Raw genomic sequence first — 17,026 nt, 5'->3', positions numbered from 1 at the left:
CGGCGAGCGCGGGTAAGATAGTAAGATGGTAAGATAGTAAGGCGGCCGCGAATCGGGCAGGTCCGGACAATGGCCGCGTCAGAACATGGGGCAGTTCAATCGCTTGCCGTCGTCAGTTGCCCTCCTGTTCCCTTGCCCTGTAGGTAGCGCCCATGGGTGATCTCTTCGGGGGCCGCGGCGGCAAGGCTGCGTCCAGCTACAGCGCGGCCGATATCGAGGTGCTGGAGGGGCTGGAGCCCGTCCGGCGCCGGCCGGGCATGTATATCGGCGGCACGGATGACAATGCGCTGCATCATCTCGCGGCCGAGATCATCGACAACGCCATGGACGAGGCCGTGGCCGGCCATGCCGACCGCATCGAGGTCTCGCTGGAAGCGGGCAACTGGCTGACGGTGCGCGACAATGGCCGCGGCATCCCGGTCGACCCGCACCCGAAGTTCCCGAAGCTCTCGGCGCTGGAGGTGATCCTCACCACGCTCCATTCGGGCGGCAAGTTCTCGGGCAAGGCCTACGACACCTCGGGCGGCCTGCATGGTGTCGGCAGCAGCGTGGTGAACGCGCTGGCCGAGGAGCTGGAGGCGGAGGTCGCGCTGGGCGGCGAGCTGTTCCGGCAGACCTATGCGCGCGGCAAGCCGACCTCGAAGCTCAAGCGCGTCGGCGAGGTCCGCAACCGGCGCGGCACCACGATCCGCTTCAAGCCGGATCCGGAGATCTTCGGCAACCTCCAGTTCCGGGCAGAACGGCTGTTCCGCCTCTGCCGCTCCAAGGCCTATCTCTATCGCGGTGTCGAGATCCGCTGGCGCTGCGACGCCGCGCTCGCCACCGGCGACACGCCGGCCGAAGCGGTGCTGCACTTCCCGGGCGGCCTCTCGGACTTCCTGGCCGTGGCCGTCGAGGGGCGCGGCGCCGTGGTGCCCACGCCCTTCGCGGGCACCGCCGAATTTCCGGATTCCGCCGGGCGCTGCGAATGGGCCATCACCTGGCTCGACCAGGGCGAGGGTTTCCTCTCCACCTACGCCAACACCATCCCCACTCCGCAGGGCGGCACGCATGAGGCTGGGCTGCGCGCGGCGTTGGTGAAGGGGCTGCGCGCCTATGGCGAGATGAAGAAGGAGAAGCGCGCCGCCACCGTCACCGCCGACGACATTCTCGGCGGCATGGCGGGGATGCTCAGCGTCTTCATCCGCAACCCGCATTTCCAGGGCCAGACGAAGGACAAGCTCACCAACGCCGATGCGCAGCGCCTGACCGAGAACGCGCTGCGCGACCCGTTCGACCACTGGCTCGCCGGCGACCCCCAGAGTGCGGACAACCTCCTCGCCTTCGCGGTCGAGCGGGCGGAGGAGCGCCTGCGCCGCCGCGCCGAGAAGGACACGCCACGCAAGACCGCGACGCGCAAGCTGCGCCTGCCCGGCAAGCTCACCGACTGCTCCAGCGAGAGCAGCGCGAACACCGAGATCTTCCTGGTCGAGGGCGACAGCGCCGGCGGCTCCGCCAAGCAGGCGCGCGATCGCGAGACCCAGGCCGTGCTGCCGCTGCGCGGCAAGATCCTGAATGTCGCCAGCGCCTCGGCCGAGAAGCTGCGCGGCAACCAGGAGCTGAAGGACCTCATCGAGGCGCTGGGCTGCGGCGTGGGCGACCGCTTCGACCTCGCGAAGCTGCGCTACGGCCGCATCGTCATCATGACCGACGCGGACGTGGACGGCGCGCATATCGCCGCGCTGCTCATGACCTTCTTCTACAAGGAGCTGCCGGAGCTGGTGCGCGCGGGGCGCGTCTTCCTGGCGCAGCCGCCCCTGTACCGCCTGCAGGCGGGCGACAAGAGCGTCTATGCAATGGACGATGCGGACCGCGAGCGGCAGATCAAGCGCCACTTCAAGCCGAACCAGAAGGTCGAGGTCAGCCGCTTCAAGGGCCTCGGCGAGATGCCCGCCGCCGTGCTGCGCGACACGACGATGGCGCCGAAGCACCGCGTGCTGCTTCAGGTGACGCTGCCGCCAGAGGAACGCGCCCGGACCGCCGAGCTGATGGAAGCGCTGATGGGCCGCAAGCCGGAGCTGCGCTTCAAGTTCATCCAGGAGAACGCCTCCAAGATGGACGCGGAAGCGGTGGACGCCTAGTTCCCGCTTTCAGGCGCCGGCCGCATTCGCGGCCGGACAGTCCCGGAAGGTCAGGCGGGCTGGGCGAGCAGCTGCTCGACATCCGCCCGGATCGCGCCCGGCTTGGTCGCGGAGCCGTAGCGCTTCACGACGCGTCCCTGCCGGTCGACCAGGAACTTCGTGAAGTTCCACTTGATGCCGCTGGTGCCGAGGAAGCCCTTCGCCTGCGATTTCAGCCAGGCATAGAGCGGATGCGTCCCGGGCCCGTTCACCTCGACCTTCGCGAACATCGGAAAGTCCACGTCGTAGGTCAGGCGGCAGAACTCGGCGATCTCAGCCTCGCCGCCCGGCTCCTGCCCGCCGAACTGGTTGCAGGGAAAGCCGAGCACCGCGAACCCCCGGGGGGAAAGCTCCGCATGCAGCTTCTCCAGCCCGTCATATTGCGGCGTGAATCCGCATTTGCTGGCGGTGTTGACGATGAGCAGGACCTGGCCGCGGAAGCGCTCGAGCGGCACCTCCTCGCCCGTAATGCCCTTGGCGGAGAAGTCCCAGGCCGTCGTCACCTCAGATGGGCTTGTGCGCGCGGTCGAGCAGGCGGCTGAAGAAGCCGGGCTTCTTCGCCGGGGCGGCCTCGGCCGCCTGGGCCTTGGCGGCGAGCGCGGCTTCTTCCTGCGCGCGCTTTTCCTTGTCGCGCAGCCAGGCGTCGAGCGACATGCCGGCCTTGGCGGCGCGCTTGGCCTCGTAGCTGCGCTGGCCTTCGGTCAGCTTCTTCATGTCCATGAGGGGATGGCTCCGCGGGAGGGGGGCTTGCTGGCCCCCTTGTGCCGAGAGGAAGGGCTTGCGGCAAGCCCGTCCCTGCGCTTCACCGGGAGGCATGGACGCAAAGGTCAAGGCGCATATCTGGGTCTCGATGGCCATCCGCATGTCGGACATGGCCGGCCGGCCGGCCGCCGTCCTTCGCAAGGGCGACCCGGACTCCGGCGGGCTGATCTGCGTGCTGGAAGGGCGCGAGGGCCAGATGGTGCTGGCGCAGGCCCGTGACATGGAAGGCCGCCCCGCCTGGGTCCGCGGAACCGGCCCCGCCCCCGTGGGGCGGGAGGAAGCCGATGCCTATATCCAGCGCCAGGTGAAGCGTGACCCCGATGTCTGGGTCATTGAGTTCGAGGCGCCGGACTACCTGCCGCCCTTCGAGGCCCGCTTGATCTGAGCGGCTACGCGCTCTCGCGCTGCCGGTAGCCCTGCGGATTCGCGACGTGCCAGTTCCAGGCGGTGCGCACGATGTCGTCCAGCTCGGCATGCTTCGGCCGCCAGCTCGTCTCGGCCCGGATCCGTGCGGAGGAAGCGACCAGCGCCGGCGGGTCGCCCGCACGGCGAGGGCCGTTCTCATAAGGCACTTTCCGCCCGGAGACGCGCTCGATCGCCTCGATCACCTCGCGCACCGAATGCCCTGCGCCATTGCCCAGGTTGTAGCGCACCGACCCCTGCTCCAGCCGGGGCAGCACGGCCACATGCGCGGCGGCAAGGTCGGCGACATGCACGTAGTCGCGCACGGCCGTGCCGTCCTTGGTGTCGTAGTCCGTGCCGAAGACATGCAGCGGCGGCGCCTGGCCGAGCGTCGCGAGGATCGCGCGCGGGATGAGATGCGTCTCGGGATCGTGATCCTCGCCCGCGCGGCCGAGCGGGTCGGCGCCGGCCGCGTTGAAGTAGCGCAGCGAGGCCGACCGCAGGCCATGCGCCTGTTCGGCCCAGGCGAGCGCCTGCTCCATCATGAGCTTGGAGAGGCCGTAAGGGTTCACCGGGGTGGTCGGAGCTTCCTCGGTGATGGGCACGGTCTTGGGAACCCCGAACACCGCCGCCGTCGAGGAGAAGACGAATTTCAGGCAGCCGGCGCGCACCGCGGCATCGGCAAGGTCCACGGCATTGCCCAGGTTCTCCCGGCAATAGCGCAGCGGGTTCTTCATGCTGTCGCCGACCAGCGACAAGGCCGCCAGGTGGAAGACGGCATCGAACTTCCAGGCCGCGAAAACCTCGGCCAGGCGCTGCTTCTCGGAAAGATGCGCCTTGATGAACGTCACCTCGGCCGGCACCGCCTCGCGGTGGCCGGTAGAAAGATCATCCAGAACCACCACCGAATGGCCGGCATCGAGCAGTGCCAGCACGACGTGGCTTCCCACATAGCCGGCGCCGCCGGTCACCAGATAACGAGCCATTCCACACCGCCTTGCTGCACCGTTTGGTGCACTGCAAATGTGGCATGAATTCGCTAGGGCCGGGAAACAATCGCGGCAATGAGGACCGCAATCCGGTCGGACACGCCCCGGCTCACCTCCGCGCCGCGGGCGAGGCGGCGCAAGTCCCGCCGCCCGAGCGTAAGCGGCAGGGCGGCGGCCATCGCGGCGCGCGGCAGGCCCTTGAGATCCGGCGGCGCCGGGGCGCCCTGGGCCAGCTGACGCACCACCGGACCGGCTTCTCGCGGGTCCGCAATCACCACTTCGGGCATGATGAGTTCGCGCGGCAGCAGGCAGCGCTCCTGCGCGGCCAGGGCCGGCACGGCCCGCAGCAGCCCCGCGAGTCCGTAGAGCATGCCCGCCTGCTGCAGCCCCGGCAGCAGGGCGGGCGGCGCGCCCAGCAGCCGGCCGGCCACCACCGCGAAGCCCCCCGCCGTGCCCCGCAGATAGGAATGCAGCGCGGCCGTGGTCTCGATCCCTTCCTCGTCGGTCTCGGCCTCGCGGGCCTCGGCCATGGCGATGAGGCCCTCGGCGTCCAGTTCGCCCGTCCGGATGGCCGCGTGGAGCGGAGCGGCGACCTCGTGCTGGCGGACCGGGCGGCCCGCCACGGCCTCTTCCACCGCCTCGCGCCACCAGGTGAGGCGCATGAGGGCCAGCATCGGATGGCTCGCGACCTCGCGGGCGCGGGCGAGTTCGTGATTGAAGGCGATCAGCGTGAAAAGCGCCTCCCGCCGCTCCGCCGGCGCGAAGAGGGCGCAGAAGAAGCGGTCCGGGTCGTGGCGGCGCGCGATGGCGCCGCAGGGGGAAAGTTCGGGCACGCGCAACCGCATGGCCGCAAGAGCGTCATTCGGCAAGCGGTTGACGCCCTCCGCCACCCTGCTTAGCTGCGCAGCATCCTTCCCTCTGGAGAAACGCCATGGCCTTCAGCCTTCCCCCCCTCCCCTACTCGACCTCGGCCCTTGCCGGCCAGGGCATGTGCCAGGAGACGCTGGAGCTGCATCACGGCAAGCACCACAACGCCTATGTGACGGCGCTGAACGGCCTGATCGAGAGCAAGGGCCTCGCCGGCAAGTCGCTGGAGACCATCGTGGCCGAGGCCGGCAAGGCCGGCGCCGATGGCCTGCCCGTGCTTAACCAGGCCGGCCAGCACTACAACCACGTGCTGTTCTGGCAGGTGATGAGCCCCTCGGGCGGCGGCGACAAGCTGCCGGCCAAGCTCGCCGCCAAGATCGACAGCGACCTCGGCGGCCTCGCGGCCTTCAAGGAGGCCTTCAAGCAGGCCGGCGTCACGCAGTTCGGCTCGGGCTGGGCGTGGCTGATCATCGGCAATGACGGCAAGCTGAAGGTCACGAAGACCCCGAACGGCGCGAACCCGATCTCGACCGGCGAGGGCAAGCCCATCCTCGGTGCCGACGTGTGGGAGCACGCCTACTACCTCGACTTCCGCAACGTCCGCCCGAACTACCTGGACAACTTCCTGAACAAGCTCGTCGACTGGAGCGTGGTCGAGAGCCTGCTGGACAAGGGCGGCCTGGAGAGCGGCCAGAGCGCCTGATCCTTTCGCGAGGACCGAACAAGGGGGCGCGGCTCGCGAGGGCCGCGCCCATTTTTCGTGGCGGAGAAGGCGGCCTCAGACCCGCGCGGCCGCCAGGTCCAGCAGGGCCTCCGCGAAGGCGGCCGGAGCCTCCTGGGGCACGTTGTGGCCGATGCGCGGCAGGATCCGGCGGGCGAAGGGGCCCGTGAAGCGCGGCGAGCCCGCCTCGGGCGGCGGGTTCACTCCGTCGGAGCCGCCATGGAGGTCGATGCTGGGCACGGTGATGTCCGGCTGGGCGGCCAGCGCCGCCTCGATGCCCGCATGCGCCGGGTCGCCGGGGACCAGCCCGAAGCGGTGCCGGTAGGATTGCACCACCACGGAGACGTAGTCCTCGTTTTCCCAATCGGCGGCGCTTTCGGCGAATTCGGCGTCGGTGAAGGACCAATCCGGCGACCAGAGCTTCCACAGCAGCCGGCCCATCTCCGCGCGATACTTCGCGAGCCCGAGCGCGCCACGTTCGCCATGGAGGTAGTACTGGTACCAGTGCCGCATCTCGCGGTCCGGCGAGGCCGGCTCCGTGCTGCGGGCGATGTCCTGGATGTTGTAGCCCGTGCAGGTCACCAGGCCCGCGCAGCGTTCCGGGTGCAGCGCCGCGACGATGCAGGCCGCGCGCCCGCCCCAGTCATATCCGGCCAGCAAGGCGGAAGGGATGGAAAGCGCGTCCATCAACGCCAGGAGATCCGCACCCAGCGCGCCCTGCGCGCCAGAGCGCATGACGCCCGGCTTCAGCCGCGTGCGGCCATAACCGCGCAGATGCGGCACGAGCACGCGATGACCCGCGCCGGCCAGGATCGGCGCCACCGCGTCATAGGCCCGCGGCGAGTAGGGAAAGCCGTGGAGAAGGATGGCGGGCGGGCCCAGGGATGCCCCCGGGGCCGGCCCGTGCTCCTCCACGGCGATGATGGCCTGCGGTGTCTCGACGAACCGCAGCGCCATGGCCTCAGCCCTTGGTGTCGTTGGCCGCCTGCGGGCGGATCACGCTGCTGATCGTGCCGCGCACCACCGTGACGCGGACATTGGAAGCGATCTCGACCTCGACCTCGTCGGAATTCTCCTTCACCGACTTGATCTCGCCCACGATGCCGCCCGCCGTGATCACGCGGTCGCCGCGCTTCAGGCTGGTCAGCATCGCGCGATGCTCCTTCATCTTCTTCTGCTGCGGACGGATCAGCAGGAAGTAGAACACCACGAAGATCAGCAGCAGCGGCAGAAGCTGCATGATCATGGCGCTCGCGCCACCGGCGGCGTCCTGGGCATAGGCCGGAGAAATCAGCATCGGTCCTCGCAGAATGTCTTTCGTCCGGGCAGATGAACCGGGCCGGGTTCCGCGTCAACAGCCATGCGATTCGTCTCACTTGCGCGATGACGCGCGGGCGGCTTCAAACCACGCCATGGAAACGGAACTTCTGGCGCGTATCGCCGCCGCCCTCGAACGCCTGGCCCCCCCGCCCCCGCCGCCGCCGACCCTGGAAGGCGCCGACGCCTTCGTCTGGCATCCCGGCCAGAACCGCCTCGTGCCGGTCCCGAAGGTCAGCCGGGTCGAGATCGGCCTGCTGCAGGGCGTGGAGCGGCAGAAGTCCATCATCCTCGAGAACACGCTGCGCTTCGCCCGCGGCTTCCCGGCCAACAACGCCATGCTCTGGGGCTCGCGCGGCATGGGCAAGTCGTCCCTGGTGAAGGCCGCGCATGCGGAGGCCAATGCCCAGCATCCCGGCAGCCTGGCGCTGATCGAGATCCATCGCGAGGACATCCGCACCCTGCCCGACCTGCTGGGCCACCTCCGTACGCAGGAGCGCCGTGCGCTGGTCTTCTGCGACGACCTCTCCTTCGAGAAGGAGGATGCGGACTACAAGGCGCTGAAGTCGGTGCTCGACGGCGGCATCGAGGGACGCCCGGCGAACGTGCTTTTCTACGCGACCTCGAACCGCCGGCACCTGATGCCGCGCGACATGATCGAGAACGAGCGCAGCACGGCCATCAACCCCTCCGAGGCCGTGGAGGAGAAGGTCTCCCTGAGCGATCGCTTCGGCCTCTGGGTCGGCTTCCACAACTGCGACCAGGACACCTTCTTCGCCATGATCGACGGCTATGCCGCGGCCATGAACCTGCCGGCCTCGACCGAGGAACTGCATCGCGAGGCGGTGGAGTGGAGCGTGACGCGCGGCGGGCGCTCCGGCCGCGTGGCCTGGCAGTTCATCCAGGAAATGGCGGGGCGGCTCGGCGTCAAGGGATAAGGGCTCAATCGGGATGAAGTTCATCGAGACTCTCGACGAATTGCACGGCCATTACGGCGTGCCCGGCGCCGCCTCCACCAAGAAGGAGATCGGCTGGTTCATCCCGGAATACCGGCGGATCATCGAGGCCGCGCCCTTCCTCTCGCTCGCGACGGTGGGGCCGGAGGGCGTGGATTGCTCGCCGCGCGGCGACCTGCCTGGCCAGCTCGTGCGCGTGCTGGACGACCACACGCTGGCGCTGCCCGACCGGCGCGGGAACGACCGCATCGACAGCCTGCGCAACATCGTGCGCGACCCGCGCGTGGCGCTGATGTTCCTCATCCCCGGCAGCGGCAATGCGCTGCGCGTCAATGGCACCGCGCGGCTGACGGCGGATGAGGAGCTGCGCCGGAGCTTCGAGATGGAAGGAAAGCAGCCCCGCACGGTGGCGATCATCCGGGCCGAGACCATCTACTTCCAATGCGCCCGCGCCGTGATCCGAGCGAAGCTCTGGGAACCCCACGCCAAGCCAAGCCTGCCGACGCCGGGCCAGATCCTGGCGGCGCTGACGAAGGGCGCGGTGGGTGGCGAGAACTACGACCGCGAGTGGCCGGAGCGCGCAGCCAAGTCGATGTGGTGAGGCTTCCGCCCTCGCAGCGCGACGCCAAGGGCCGCTACCGCAATCCCGATGGCGGGGTCGCCGGGCAGTCGCTGCGCAACGTCTGGCGCATGATGCGCGAGCGTGGCGGCACGCCCTGGCCCGCCAGCCTGACGGATCCGCCGCAGCCACCGCCGCCGGACGAGGTGCCGCACGGCCACGCGGCATTCACCTTCGTCGGCCACTCGACCTTCCTGATCCGGCTGGATGACGGCACGACGATCCTCACCGATCCGATCTTCAGCGAGCGCTGCAGCCCCGTGACCTGGGCCGGCCCGAAGCGCGTGCGGCCGCCGGCCCTCGCGCTCGACGCCCTGCCCCGGATCGACGCTGTGCTGGTGAGCCACGGCCACTACGATCACCTCGACATCCCGAGCCTGCGCGCCCTGCACGCGCGCTTCCGCCCGGCCATCTTCACGGGGCTGGGCCATGCGGCGCTGATGGCACGGCATGGCATCCCAGGCGCCACGGAACTGGACTGGGGCGGCGAGGCGCTGCTGCCCGGCGGCCACCGCGCCACCTACCTGCCCATGCGCCACTTCTCGGCTCGCGGGATCCACGACCGGTCAAAGGCGCTCTGGGGTGGCTTTGCGGTGGAGCCCGCCACGGGCGGCCGCCTGGCCTTCCTGGGCGACACGGCGGCCGGCGGGCATCTCGACGTCATCGGCCGCGCCTTCGGCGGCTTTGGCGCGGCGCTCATCCCCATCGGCGCCTATGAGCCCGTCTGGTTCATGCAGGCTGTCCACATGACGCCCGAGCAGGCGCTGGAAGCACAACTCCAGCTTCGCGCCCGCACGGCCATCGCCATGCATTTCGGCACCTTCAAGCTGACGCAGGAGGCCATCGACGAGCCCGTGCGGCGGCTCGAAGCCGGGCGGAATGGGCAGGATTTCCGCGTGCCCCTCTTCGGCGGCACGCAGGTCGTGCCGCTTCGGGCGGGGCCGTAACTTCCGGGGGTGGCGCCAGGGCAGCTTGCGGAACCCGCTTCGGAGGTTCCCAATGTCCGCCGTGTCCCGCGCCCTCCCCGCCGCCTCGCCCCCCTTCTTCGGATGGCGCGTCACCTGGGCGGCCTTCACCGTCGCGATCTTCGCCTGGGGCGTGAGCTTCTACGGCCCGCCGGTTTTCCTCCATGCGGTACACGAGGCGCGTGGCTGGCCGATCTGGCTCGTCTCGGCGGCGGTCACCAGCCATTACCTCTGGGGCGCCTTCGTGGTGGCGAACCTGCCGGCGCTTCACGCCCGGTTCGGCGTGGGTGGCGTGACTGCGCTGGGCGGCGTGCTCAGCGGGCTCGGCATGCTGGCCTGGGCGCTGGCGGTCGCGCCCTGGCAGCTCTTCGCCGCCACGCTGGTCAGCGGCTCCGGCTGGGCCATGACAGGGGCAGCGGCGATCAACGCCATGGTGTCTCCCTGGTTCATTCGGCGACGGCCGGCGGCACTGAGCCTTGCCTATAACGGGGCATCGGTTGGCGGGATCGTCTTCTCGCCGCTCTGGGTCGCGCTCATCGCCGCCTGGGGCTTTGCCGGAGCCGCGGCGGGGGTTGGCCTCGCCATGGCAGTGACCCTCGGCCTTCTCGCGGCACGCACCTTGTCCGTCACGCCCGAACAGCTGGGCCAGGCGCCGGATGGCGACGCTGCCGGGCCAGCCGCCAGTCGCACCGGCGTGCACCATGCGCCCCTCCCCGGCCGTGACCTCTGGCGCAACCTCCGCTTCGCGACCCTGGTGGTATCGAGCTCGCTCAGCCTCTTCGCGCAGATCGGGCTGATCGCGCATCTCTTCTCGTTGCTGGTGGTGCCGATGGGGACGCATCTGGCCGGTTTCGCGGCGGGTCTCGCCACCGTCTGCGCCATCCTGGGCCGGAGCCTACTGGGCTTCCTGCTCACCCCCGGCCGCGACCGGCGCGTCGCCGCCATCCTGAACTCCCTCGTGCAGGTCGTGGGATCGCTGGTGCTGCTGGCCTCCGGCGGCACGGATATCGCGTTGCTGCTGTCGGGGATCGTGCTGTTCGGCCTGGGGCTGGGGAACGCCGCCTCGATCCCGGCGATGATCGCGCAATCGGACTTCGCGCCGGCCGATACCGGCCGGGTCGTGGCGCTGGTAACGGCCTGCAGCCAGGCGACCTATGCTTTCGCGCCCGCCGCCTTCGGCCTGCTGCGAGATTTCGCCACGGGGCCGCATGGGCTCTTTGCCGCGGCGGCTGCCATTCAGCTTGCCGCCGCCCTGGCCATCCTGGCGGGGCGTCAGCCCTCGAGGTGAGGCCGCCTCAGGTGGCGGGCCAGCAGCCCGTCCACCGGCCCCGCTACCACCGAAACCAGCCAGAGTACCGCCGCCGTCAGTACGATGGCCGGGCCGCTCGGCAAATCCGCGTGGTAGGAGAGCAGCAGCCCCGCAAGGGTGGCAATGAGCGCGATCCCGACCGAGGCCGCGACCAGCCCGCCGACCTCGCGAGACCAGTGCCGCGCCGCGATGGCGGGCAGCATCATCAGGCCGACCGCCATCAGGCTCCCCACCGCCTGGAAGGCCGCCACGAGGTTGATCACCACCAGCGCCAGCAGCCCGAGGTGCCAGACGCTGCCGCGCACCCCCACCGCCTGGGCGAAGGAAGGGTCGAAGCATTCCAGGATCAGCGGCCGCCAGGCGAAGGCGAGGAAGAGCATCGTCAGGCTCGCCGCGCCGCCCATGAGCAGCAGCGCCGCATCATCCACGCCCAGCACGGAGCCGAAGAGGAGCTGCGTCAGCTCGACCGCCGAGCCGCGCCAAGAGATGAGCGCCACGCCCGCCGCCAGGGCCGTGAGGTAGACGCCGGCCAGCGCCGCATCCTCGCGCCCGCCTGTGGCCCGCGCCAGCGCGCCGGAACCCAGCGCCACGACCAGCCCCGCGACCAGGCCACCCAGCGCCAGCGCCGGCATCCAGAGCCCCGCCAGCACGAAGCCCAGCGCCACGCCGGGCAGGATGCCGTGGGCCAGCACATCGCCCGTCAGGCTCATCCGGCGCAGCATCAGGAAGACGCCGAGCGGCGGCGCGGAAAGGCTCAGCGCCAGGCAACCCACCAGGGCGCGGCGCAGGAAGCCGAATTCGGCGAAGGGCGCGAAGAGCAGGTCCCACATGTGGGGAGGATCAGGCGGCGCAGGCCTCGGCCTGCTCGGCCCAGGCTTCGGACATCATGCGCGCCTTCAGGCGGTTCTCGGCCGAAAGCGCCGCATCGGTCGGGCCGCAGGCAATGGCCTCGCGCGCCAGGACCAGCGTCTCCGGGAACTCCCGGCGAACCAGGTCGATATCGTGCAGCACGGCCAGAATGCTGCGGCCCTCGCCATGCCAGCGGCGCATCACCGCGAGCAGGTCGGCCGAGGTGCGGGCGTCCAACGCGTTGAAGGGCTCGTCCAGCAGGATCACCGGCGCGTCCTGCATCAGCAGCCGCGCGAAGAGCAGGCGCTGGAACTGGCCCGAGGAGAGGCTGCTGACCGGGCGCCGCGCGAAGCCGTGCAGGCCCACGGCATCCAGCGCCGCCTCGATGCGCTCCGGGCGCGCGATGGCGCGGAAGGCGCCGCTCTCGGCCCAGAGGCCAAGGAGGACCGCGTCGCGGCAGGTTAGTGGAAACTGGCGGTCCAGCGCGGCCTGCTGCGGCAGCAGGGCCACCTGTCCGGGGGCCACGCCCTCGATGCGGCCGGAGGACGGCGCATGCAGGCCAGCGATAGCGCGCAACAGCGTCGACTTGCCGGCGCCGTTCGGGCCGACCACGGCCATCATGGCGCCGGGCTTCAGCGAGAAATTCACGTGATGCACCGCCGGACGCCGCCCATGGGTGACGGTGAGGTCGCGGACGCGGATCTCGCCGGGGGGCAGCATCGCGTTCATGCAGACAGGGCCCAGGCAATGGCTGCCCAGAGCCCCGCGAGGATCGCGGCGGCCAGCCAGACCCGGGAAGCGGAACCGCTCGCCAGGTCAAGAGGGTTGGGCCATGCGGACATGATGTTATCCCATAACATGGTCGCCGCCCATTGGCCAAGCAAGCCTGCTCATGGGTAATATGCGCCCATGGCTTCCCCTGACGATGCGCTGCGATCAGCGCTGGCACGGCATCGAGCCTTCGCCACCTTCCTTCTGATCCTCATGGCCGGGCTGACCATCCTGGCCTATTGGCTGCCCCCCAGCTTCGGAGTGGACCTGTTGGCGGCCTCGGCGAAGGCGGGCGTCGTGGGCGGGCTGGCGGACTGGTTCGCGGTCACCGCCCTCTTCCGCCGGCCCATGGGCCTCCCCATCCCGCACACGGCGATCATCCCCCGCCAGAAGGAGCGGCTGGGCCTCGGCCTCGGCCGCTTCGTGGCCAACCACGTCTTCACGGAGACCGAGCTGCGCCGCGTCATCGGGCGGCTGGACATCGCCTCCATCCTGGCCGGCTTCCTGACCAACCGCGAAGCTGCCCGTCCGGCCGCCGAGGCGCTGGCCACGGCCATCCCCCGCCTCTTGCGCACGCTGGAGGATGGGCGGGCACTGCGCCTCTCCATGCGCCTTCTGCCCCGTGTGGCGGGCGGTCCGGGTGCGGCGGTGGTGGTGGCGCGAGCGCTCCGTGCCCTGATGGCGGGCGGGCAGCACCAGGCGGTCTTCGACCTCGCGCTGGCCCAGCTCAAGGTCGTGCTCGCCGCCAAGCAGGAGGAGCTGCGCGACGCCATCAAGCGCCGCGTGCGCGAGCAGGGCGGGAAGCTGATGGGCTGGGCCGCGGGCGCCTATGTGGCGGACAAGGTCCTAGCCGTGCTCAACGCGGAGCTCGAGAAAGTAGAGCCCGGCGAATCCGATCTCCGCCTCGCCTTCGAGGCTTGGATCGAAGCGGAGATCGAGCGGCTGGAGCAGGATCCGGAGCGCGCGGCTGCGCTGGGCCTGGCCATCCGCCGCGCTCTCTCCCACCCCGCCGTCGCCGAATGGCTCGGCGACCTCTGGACCCGTCTGCGCGACATGCTCGCCGCCGACGCGCTCAATCCGGAAGGGCGCAGCGTGCAACTCATCGAGGCCGCGCTCGCCAATACCGGCCAATTCCTCGCGGAGAACGAGGCGGCGCGCGCGCGCGTGAATTCCACGGCCGAAGCGGCGCTGGCCCGCCTCCTGCCTTCCGCCCAGGCGCGGCTGTCGGACTTCATCGCCGGGGTCGTGAAGAGCTGGGACACGGCCGAGGTGACCGAGAAGATCGAGCTGCGCGTCGGCAAGGACCTGCAATACGTCCGGGTGAACGGCACGCTGGTTGGCTTCCTGGCCGGCGGCGGGCTCTACTTGCTCATCTTTTGGCTTACCGGCGGAAGGACGGTCCATTGAAGCACACCCCGCTCGCGTCCCTGGACGAGCTCTCGCCCGGCCAGGAGTTCGCCTTCGGCGAATTCGCCCTGAGCGAGGCGGAAATCATCGATTATGCGACGAAGTTCGACCCGCAATCCTTCCACATGGATCCAGAGGCCGCCCTTTCGGCCCCGCTCTTCGGCGGCTTGGTAGCCAGCGGCCTGCACACCATGGGCGCCTGCTTCGGCCTGATCATGGGCAGCGGCCTGTTCCGCGAGGTCAGCCTGGGGGGCAACCGCATCGACACGCGCTGGCCGGCGCCCCTCCGGCCCGATGAAGCGGTCGCGGTGACCGGCCGGGTGGAGGCCATCAAGCCTTGGCGCTCGCGGCCCGGAATCGGTGTCGCGACGATGGAATATACGGGCACCCGCATCGCCGATCAGCGCGTGGTGATCGAGATGACGGCAACGCATTTCCTGAAGCGCTGAGCTTCAACGGCAGGAACAGCGCGCGCCCTCGCCGCCGAAATTGCGCCGCGCGAAGTTCTGGGCGTCCGAGAGATAATCGAAGCTCTGCAGCAGGCAGGTGGGGGAGCCGCGCGCATCCTGCATCTGCTGGGGCGTGCGGCTATCGACCTCGATCTTCTCGTTGGCGCAGTAGACGCTGTAGCGGGTCGGCTGGGCGGCCGCCGGAAGGGCGGGCAGCGTCCACAGCAGGGCCAGCGGAATCAGGCGACGCATGCTCACCTCCCTGGTTTCGGGGAGGATGCGCCGAATCGGCCTCCAGACAAGAAAAAAGCGCCGGAGCCATGGGCCCCGGCGCTTCTTCAGATCAGGTCCACGCCCGGCGAACCGGGCGCGGCGAGGGATCAGCCCGCGGCCTTCATGATCTCGTCGGCCACGTTGCGCGGCACGGGATCATAGTGGTGGAACTGCATGGAGAAGGACGCACGGCCCTTCGTCATGCCACGCAGGTTGGAGATGTAGCCGAACATCTCCTTCAGCGGCACGTGGGCGCGGACGATGACCGAGGTGCCGGCCATGTCCTGGCTCTGGATCATGCCGCGGCGGCGGTTGAGGTCGCCGACGACGTCACCGACATGGTCCTGCGGGGTCGTGACCTCGACGTCCATGATCGGCTCCAGGATCACCGGGCCGGCCTTCTTCATGCCTTCGCGGAAGCAGGCCTTGCCGGCGATCTCGAAGGCCAGGGCCGACGAGTCGACGTCATGGTACTTGCCGTCAACCAGGGTGAACTTGAAGTCCACCGTCGGGAAGCCGGCGAGCACGCCCGTGTCGGCCTGGACCTTGATGCCCTTGTCGACGGCCGGGATGTACTCCTTCGGCACCGCGCCGCCGACGACGGCGTTCACGAACTCGATGCCCTCGTTCCGCTCCTTCGGCTCGAAGATGATCTTCACCTCGGCGAACTGGCCCGAGCCACCCGACTGCTTCTTGTGGGTGTAGGTCTCGGTGTGGCTCTTCGTGATGGTCTCACGATAAGCCACCTGCGGCGCGCCGATGTTGCAATCCACGCCATATTCGCGGCGCAGGCGGTCCACGATGATCTCGAGGTGCAGCTCGCCCATACCCGAGAGGATGGTCTGGCCCGTCTCCTGGTCCGTCTTGAGACGGAGGGAGGGGTCCTCGCCAGCCAGCTTCTGCAGGCCGATCGTCATCTTCTCGACGGCTTCCTTGGTCTTCGGCTCGACCGAGATGTCGATGACCGGAACCGGGAAGGCCATGCGCTCGAGCACCACCGGATCCTCGGCGGAGGCCAGCGTGTCACCCGTGCCGGTGTCCTTCAGGCCCACGAAGGCCGCGATGTCGCCGGCGCGGACTTCCTTGATCTCCTCGCGCTTGTCGGCGTGCATCTGGAACATGCGGCCGATGCGCTCCTTGTGGCCCTTGGTCGTATTGAGGACCTGGTCGCCCTGGCGGAGCACGCCCGAGTAGACGCGAACGAAGGTGAGGTTGCCGTACTTGTCGTTGATGATCTTGAAAGCGAGGCCGGCGAAGGGGCCGTCCTCCTTCACGGGGATGATGCGGCGCGGGGCGTTCTCGTCCTGGCCTTCCTCGGGGGCGACCATGATGCCCTCGACGTCCACCGGGCTCGGCAGGTAGTCGACGACCGCGTCGAGCAGGGGCTGCACGCCCTTGTTCTTGAAGGAGGAGCCGCAAACCACCGGGCGGAACTCGCCGGAGATCGTGCCCTTCTTGATGGCGCGCTTCAGCAGCTCGACGGAGACGTCGCCGTCCTCGAGGTACTTCTCCATCGCCTCGTCATCGGCGGAGACGACGGTGTCGAGCAGCTTCTCGCGGTACTCGGCGGCCTTGTCGGCCAGGTCGGCGGGGATCGGGGCCTCGTGGAACTTGGCGCCCAGTTCGTCGCCTTCCCAGATCAGCGCCTTCATCTCGACGAGGTCGACCACGCCCTTCAGGCTGTCCTCGATGCCGATCGGCAGCTGCAGGGCGACCCAGTTGATGCCGAGCTTCTCGGTCAGCGTCGCCGCGGCCTTGTAGAAATCGGCGCCCGTACGGTCGAGCTTGTTGATGTAGATGATGCGGGGAACGTTGTAGCGGTCCGCGAGGCGCCAGTTGGTCTCGGACTGCGGCTGCACGCCGGCCACGCCCTCGATCACGAAGACCGCGCCGTCGAGCACGCGCAGCGAGCGGTTCACTTCGATGTTGAAGTCGATGTGGCCCGGGGTGTCGATGACGTTGATGCGATAGTCGCCCCACACCGCCGTCACCGCCGCCGAGGTGATGGTGATGCCGCGCTCGCGCTCCTGGTCCATGTAGTCGGTCGTGGTGTTGCCGTCATGCACCTCGCCGATCTTATGGGACTTGCCGGTGTAGTAGAGGATGCGCTCCGTGGTCGTCGTCTTACCGGCGTCGATATGCGCGGTGATGCCGATGTTGCGAATCTTGTCGAGCGGGGTGTGAGCCACGGTAGGCCTCCATGCGGCAAGA

Annotated in this window: 19 protein-coding genes; 9 read left to right on the top strand and 10 right to left on the bottom strand. The window is 69.4% G+C overall.

The genetic code is table 11. From position 1 onward, the window contains the following. The first annotated feature begins 152 nt into the window (after positions 1-152). Positions 153-2,120, top strand: a complete 1,968-nt coding sequence (parE, locus tag WJM96_RS06855; protein ID WP_424811689.1) for a DNA topoisomerase IV subunit B — start codon at positions 153-155, stop codon at positions 2,118-2,120. A gap of 50 nt (positions 2,121-2,170) precedes the next feature. Here parE and WJM96_RS06850 read toward each other — a convergent pair whose 3' ends face one another. After that, entirely contained in the window at positions 2,171-2,662 is a 492-nt protein-coding gene (locus WJM96_RS06850; protein ID WP_424811688.1) for a glutathione peroxidase, read from the bottom strand. A gap of 1 nt (position 2,663) precedes the next feature. Beyond that, entirely contained in the window at positions 2,664-2,873 is a 210-nt protein-coding gene (locus WJM96_RS06845; protein ID WP_424811687.1) for a hypothetical protein, read from the bottom strand. A 100-nt stretch (positions 2,874-2,973) separates the two neighbouring features. Here WJM96_RS06845 and WJM96_RS06840 point away from each other — a divergent pair, with 100 nt between their 5' ends. Further along, positions 2,974-3,306, top strand: coding sequence for a DUF1491 family protein (locus tag WJM96_RS06840; protein WP_424811686.1), 333 nt, complete (start codon positions 2,974-2,976; stop codon positions 3,304-3,306). Between the two features lie 4 nt (positions 3,307-3,310). On the opposite strand, the gene galE is transcribed toward WJM96_RS06840, so the two are convergent. Both galE and WJM96_RS06830 read right to left on the bottom strand, forming a co-directional pair. After that, positions 3,311-4,309 (bottom strand): UDP-glucose 4-epimerase GalE, encoded by a 999-nt coding sequence (gene galE / locus WJM96_RS06835; protein ID WP_424811685.1) that lies wholly within the window; start codon positions 4,307-4,309, stop codon positions 3,311-3,313. A gap of 53 nt (positions 4,310-4,362) precedes the next feature. Then, positions 4,363-5,145, bottom strand: a complete 783-nt coding sequence (locus WJM96_RS06830; protein ID WP_424811684.1) for a phytoene/squalene synthase family protein — start codon at positions 5,143-5,145, stop codon at positions 4,363-4,365. A 98-nt stretch (positions 5,146-5,243) separates the two neighbouring features. Here WJM96_RS06830 and WJM96_RS06825 point away from each other — a divergent pair, with 98 nt between their 5' ends. Then, the gene (locus tag WJM96_RS06825; RefSeq protein WP_424811683.1) at positions 5,244-5,882 is read left to right on the top strand and encodes a superoxide dismutase; all 639 of its coding nucleotides are present in this window, start codon (positions 5,244-5,246) and stop codon (positions 5,880-5,882) included. A gap of 75 nt (positions 5,883-5,957) precedes the next feature. Here WJM96_RS06825 and WJM96_RS06820 read toward each other — a convergent pair whose 3' ends face one another. Together WJM96_RS06820 and yajC are read right to left on the bottom strand one after the other, a co-directional pair. Continuing rightward, entirely contained in the window at positions 5,958-6,857 is a 900-nt protein-coding gene (locus WJM96_RS06820) for an alpha/beta hydrolase (RefSeq protein WP_424811682.1), read from the bottom strand. Between the two features lie 4 nt (positions 6,858-6,861). Further along, positions 6,862-7,197, bottom strand: coding sequence for a preprotein translocase subunit YajC (gene yajC / locus WJM96_RS06815; RefSeq protein ID WP_424811681.1), 336 nt, complete (start codon positions 7,195-7,197; stop codon positions 6,862-6,864). 115 nt (positions 7,198-7,312) lie between these two features. Between yajC and WJM96_RS06810 the strand changes: the two genes are divergently transcribed. The 4 genes from WJM96_RS06810 (at position 7,313) to WJM96_RS06795 (ending at position 11,045) form a co-directional block, all read left to right on the top strand. Further along, the gene (locus WJM96_RS06810) at positions 7,313-8,155 is read left to right on the top strand and encodes an ATP-binding protein (RefSeq protein WP_424811680.1); all 843 of its coding nucleotides are present in this window, start codon (positions 7,313-7,315) and stop codon (positions 8,153-8,155) included. A 13-nt stretch (positions 8,156-8,168) separates the two neighbouring features. Next, entirely contained in the window at positions 8,169-8,774 is a 606-nt protein-coding gene (locus WJM96_RS06805) for a pyridoxamine 5'-phosphate oxidase family protein (protein WP_424811679.1), read from the top strand. After that, positions 8,771-9,739: an MBL fold metallo-hydrolase gene (locus WJM96_RS06800; protein ID WP_424811678.1), complete on the top strand. Its 969-nt coding sequence runs from the start codon at positions 8,771-8,773 to the stop codon at positions 9,737-9,739. The genes WJM96_RS06805 and WJM96_RS06800 overlap by 4 nt, the downstream gene beginning before the upstream one ends. A gap of 61 nt (positions 9,740-9,800) precedes the next feature. After that, on the top strand, positions 9,801-11,045 hold the full coding sequence (locus WJM96_RS06795; RefSeq protein WP_424811677.1) for an MFS transporter: 1,245 nt from the start codon (positions 9,801-9,803) through the stop codon (positions 11,043-11,045). On the opposite strand, the gene WJM96_RS06790 is transcribed toward WJM96_RS06795, so the two are convergent. After that, positions 11,030-11,896, bottom strand: coding sequence for a metal ABC transporter permease (locus tag WJM96_RS06790; RefSeq protein WP_424811676.1), 867 nt, complete (start codon positions 11,894-11,896; stop codon positions 11,030-11,032). The genes WJM96_RS06795 and WJM96_RS06790 overlap by 16 nt on opposite strands. Before the next feature lie 10 nt (positions 11,897-11,906). Then, positions 11,907-12,644 carry a metal ABC transporter ATP-binding protein gene (locus tag WJM96_RS06785; RefSeq protein ID WP_424811675.1) on the bottom strand — a complete coding sequence of 246 codons (738 nt, stop codon included), beginning with the start codon at positions 12,642-12,644 and terminating at the stop codon, positions 11,907-11,909. Between the two features lie 180 nt (positions 12,645-12,824). Between WJM96_RS06785 and WJM96_RS06780 the strand changes: the two genes are divergently transcribed. Both WJM96_RS06780 and WJM96_RS06775 read left to right on the top strand, forming a co-directional pair. Next, entirely contained in the window at positions 12,825-14,093 is a 1,269-nt protein-coding gene (locus WJM96_RS06780; RefSeq protein WP_424811674.1) for a DUF445 domain-containing protein, read from the top strand. Then, complete coding sequence (locus WJM96_RS06775; protein WP_424811673.1) at positions 14,090-14,542, top strand: MaoC/PaaZ C-terminal domain-containing protein; 453 nt, start codon at positions 14,090-14,092, stop codon at positions 14,540-14,542. Before WJM96_RS06780 ends, WJM96_RS06775 begins: the two co-directional genes overlap by 4 nt. 3 nt (positions 14,543-14,545) lie before the next feature. Here the strand turns inward: WJM96_RS06775 and WJM96_RS06770 are convergent, their stop codons facing one another. Continuing rightward, positions 14,546-14,794, bottom strand: a complete 249-nt coding sequence (locus WJM96_RS06770; RefSeq protein WP_424811672.1) for a hypothetical protein — start codon at positions 14,792-14,794, stop codon at positions 14,546-14,548. A gap of 128 nt (positions 14,795-14,922) precedes the next feature. Continuing rightward, on the bottom strand, positions 14,923-17,004 hold the full coding sequence (gene fusA / locus WJM96_RS06765) for an elongation factor G (protein ID WP_424811671.1): 2,082 nt from the start codon (positions 17,002-17,004) through the stop codon (positions 14,923-14,925). Positions 17,005-17,026: the final 22 nt, after the last annotated feature.

It is taken from the genome of Roseococcus sp. YIM B11640, assembly GCF_049727625.1.
GTDB lineage: Bacteria > Pseudomonadota > Alphaproteobacteria > Acetobacterales > Acetobacteraceae > Roseococcus.
Note: the sequence above shows the minus strand (reverse complement) of the source record. Positions and strands in the feature narration are given on the sequence as shown.

What these genes read in the sequence shown, in the direction of transcription:
- WJM96_RS06845 (WP_424811687.1), bottom strand. Translation starts at nt 2,873, where the DNA reads ATGAAGAAGCTGACCGAAGGCCAGCGCAGCTACGAGGCCAAGCGCGCC.
- WJM96_RS06820 (WP_424811682.1), bottom strand. Translation starts at nt 6,857, where the DNA reads ATGGCGCTGCGGTTCGTCGAGACACCGCAGGCCATCATCGCCGTGGAG.
- WJM96_RS06805 (WP_424811679.1), top strand. Translation starts at nt 8,169, where the DNA reads ATGAAGTTCATCGAGACTCTCGACGAATTGCACGGCCATTACGGCGTG.
- WJM96_RS06780 (WP_424811674.1), top strand. Translation starts at nt 12,825, where the DNA reads ATGGCTTCCCCTGACGATGCGCTGCGATCAGCGCTGGCACGGCATCGA.
- WJM96_RS06785 (WP_424811675.1), bottom strand. Translation starts at nt 12,644, where the DNA reads ATGAACGCGATGCTGCCCCCCGGCGAGATCCGCGTCCGCGACCTCACC.
- WJM96_RS06790 (WP_424811676.1), bottom strand. Translation starts at nt 11,896, where the DNA reads ATGTGGGACCTGCTCTTCGCGCCCTTCGCCGAATTCGGCTTCCTGCGC.
- parE (WP_424811689.1), top strand. Translation starts at nt 153, where the DNA reads ATGGGTGATCTCTTCGGGGGCCGCGGCGGCAAGGCTGCGTCCAGCTAC.
- WJM96_RS06770 (WP_424811672.1), bottom strand. Translation starts at nt 14,794, where the DNA reads ATGCGTCGCCTGATTCCGCTGGCCCTGCTGTGGACGCTGCCCGCCCTT.
- WJM96_RS06810 (WP_424811680.1), top strand. Translation starts at nt 7,313, where the DNA reads ATGGAAACGGAACTTCTGGCGCGTATCGCCGCCGCCCTCGAACGCCTG.
- WJM96_RS06825 (WP_424811683.1), top strand. Translation starts at nt 5,244, where the DNA reads ATGGCCTTCAGCCTTCCCCCCCTCCCCTACTCGACCTCGGCCCTTGCC.
- yajC (WP_424811681.1), bottom strand. Translation starts at nt 7,197, where the DNA reads ATGCTGATTTCTCCGGCCTATGCCCAGGACGCCGCCGGTGGCGCGAGC.
- galE (WP_424811685.1), bottom strand. Translation starts at nt 4,309, where the DNA reads ATGGCTCGTTATCTGGTGACCGGCGGCGCCGGCTATGTGGGAAGCCAC.
- WJM96_RS06840 (WP_424811686.1), top strand. Translation starts at nt 2,974, where the DNA reads ATGGACGCAAAGGTCAAGGCGCATATCTGGGTCTCGATGGCCATCCGC.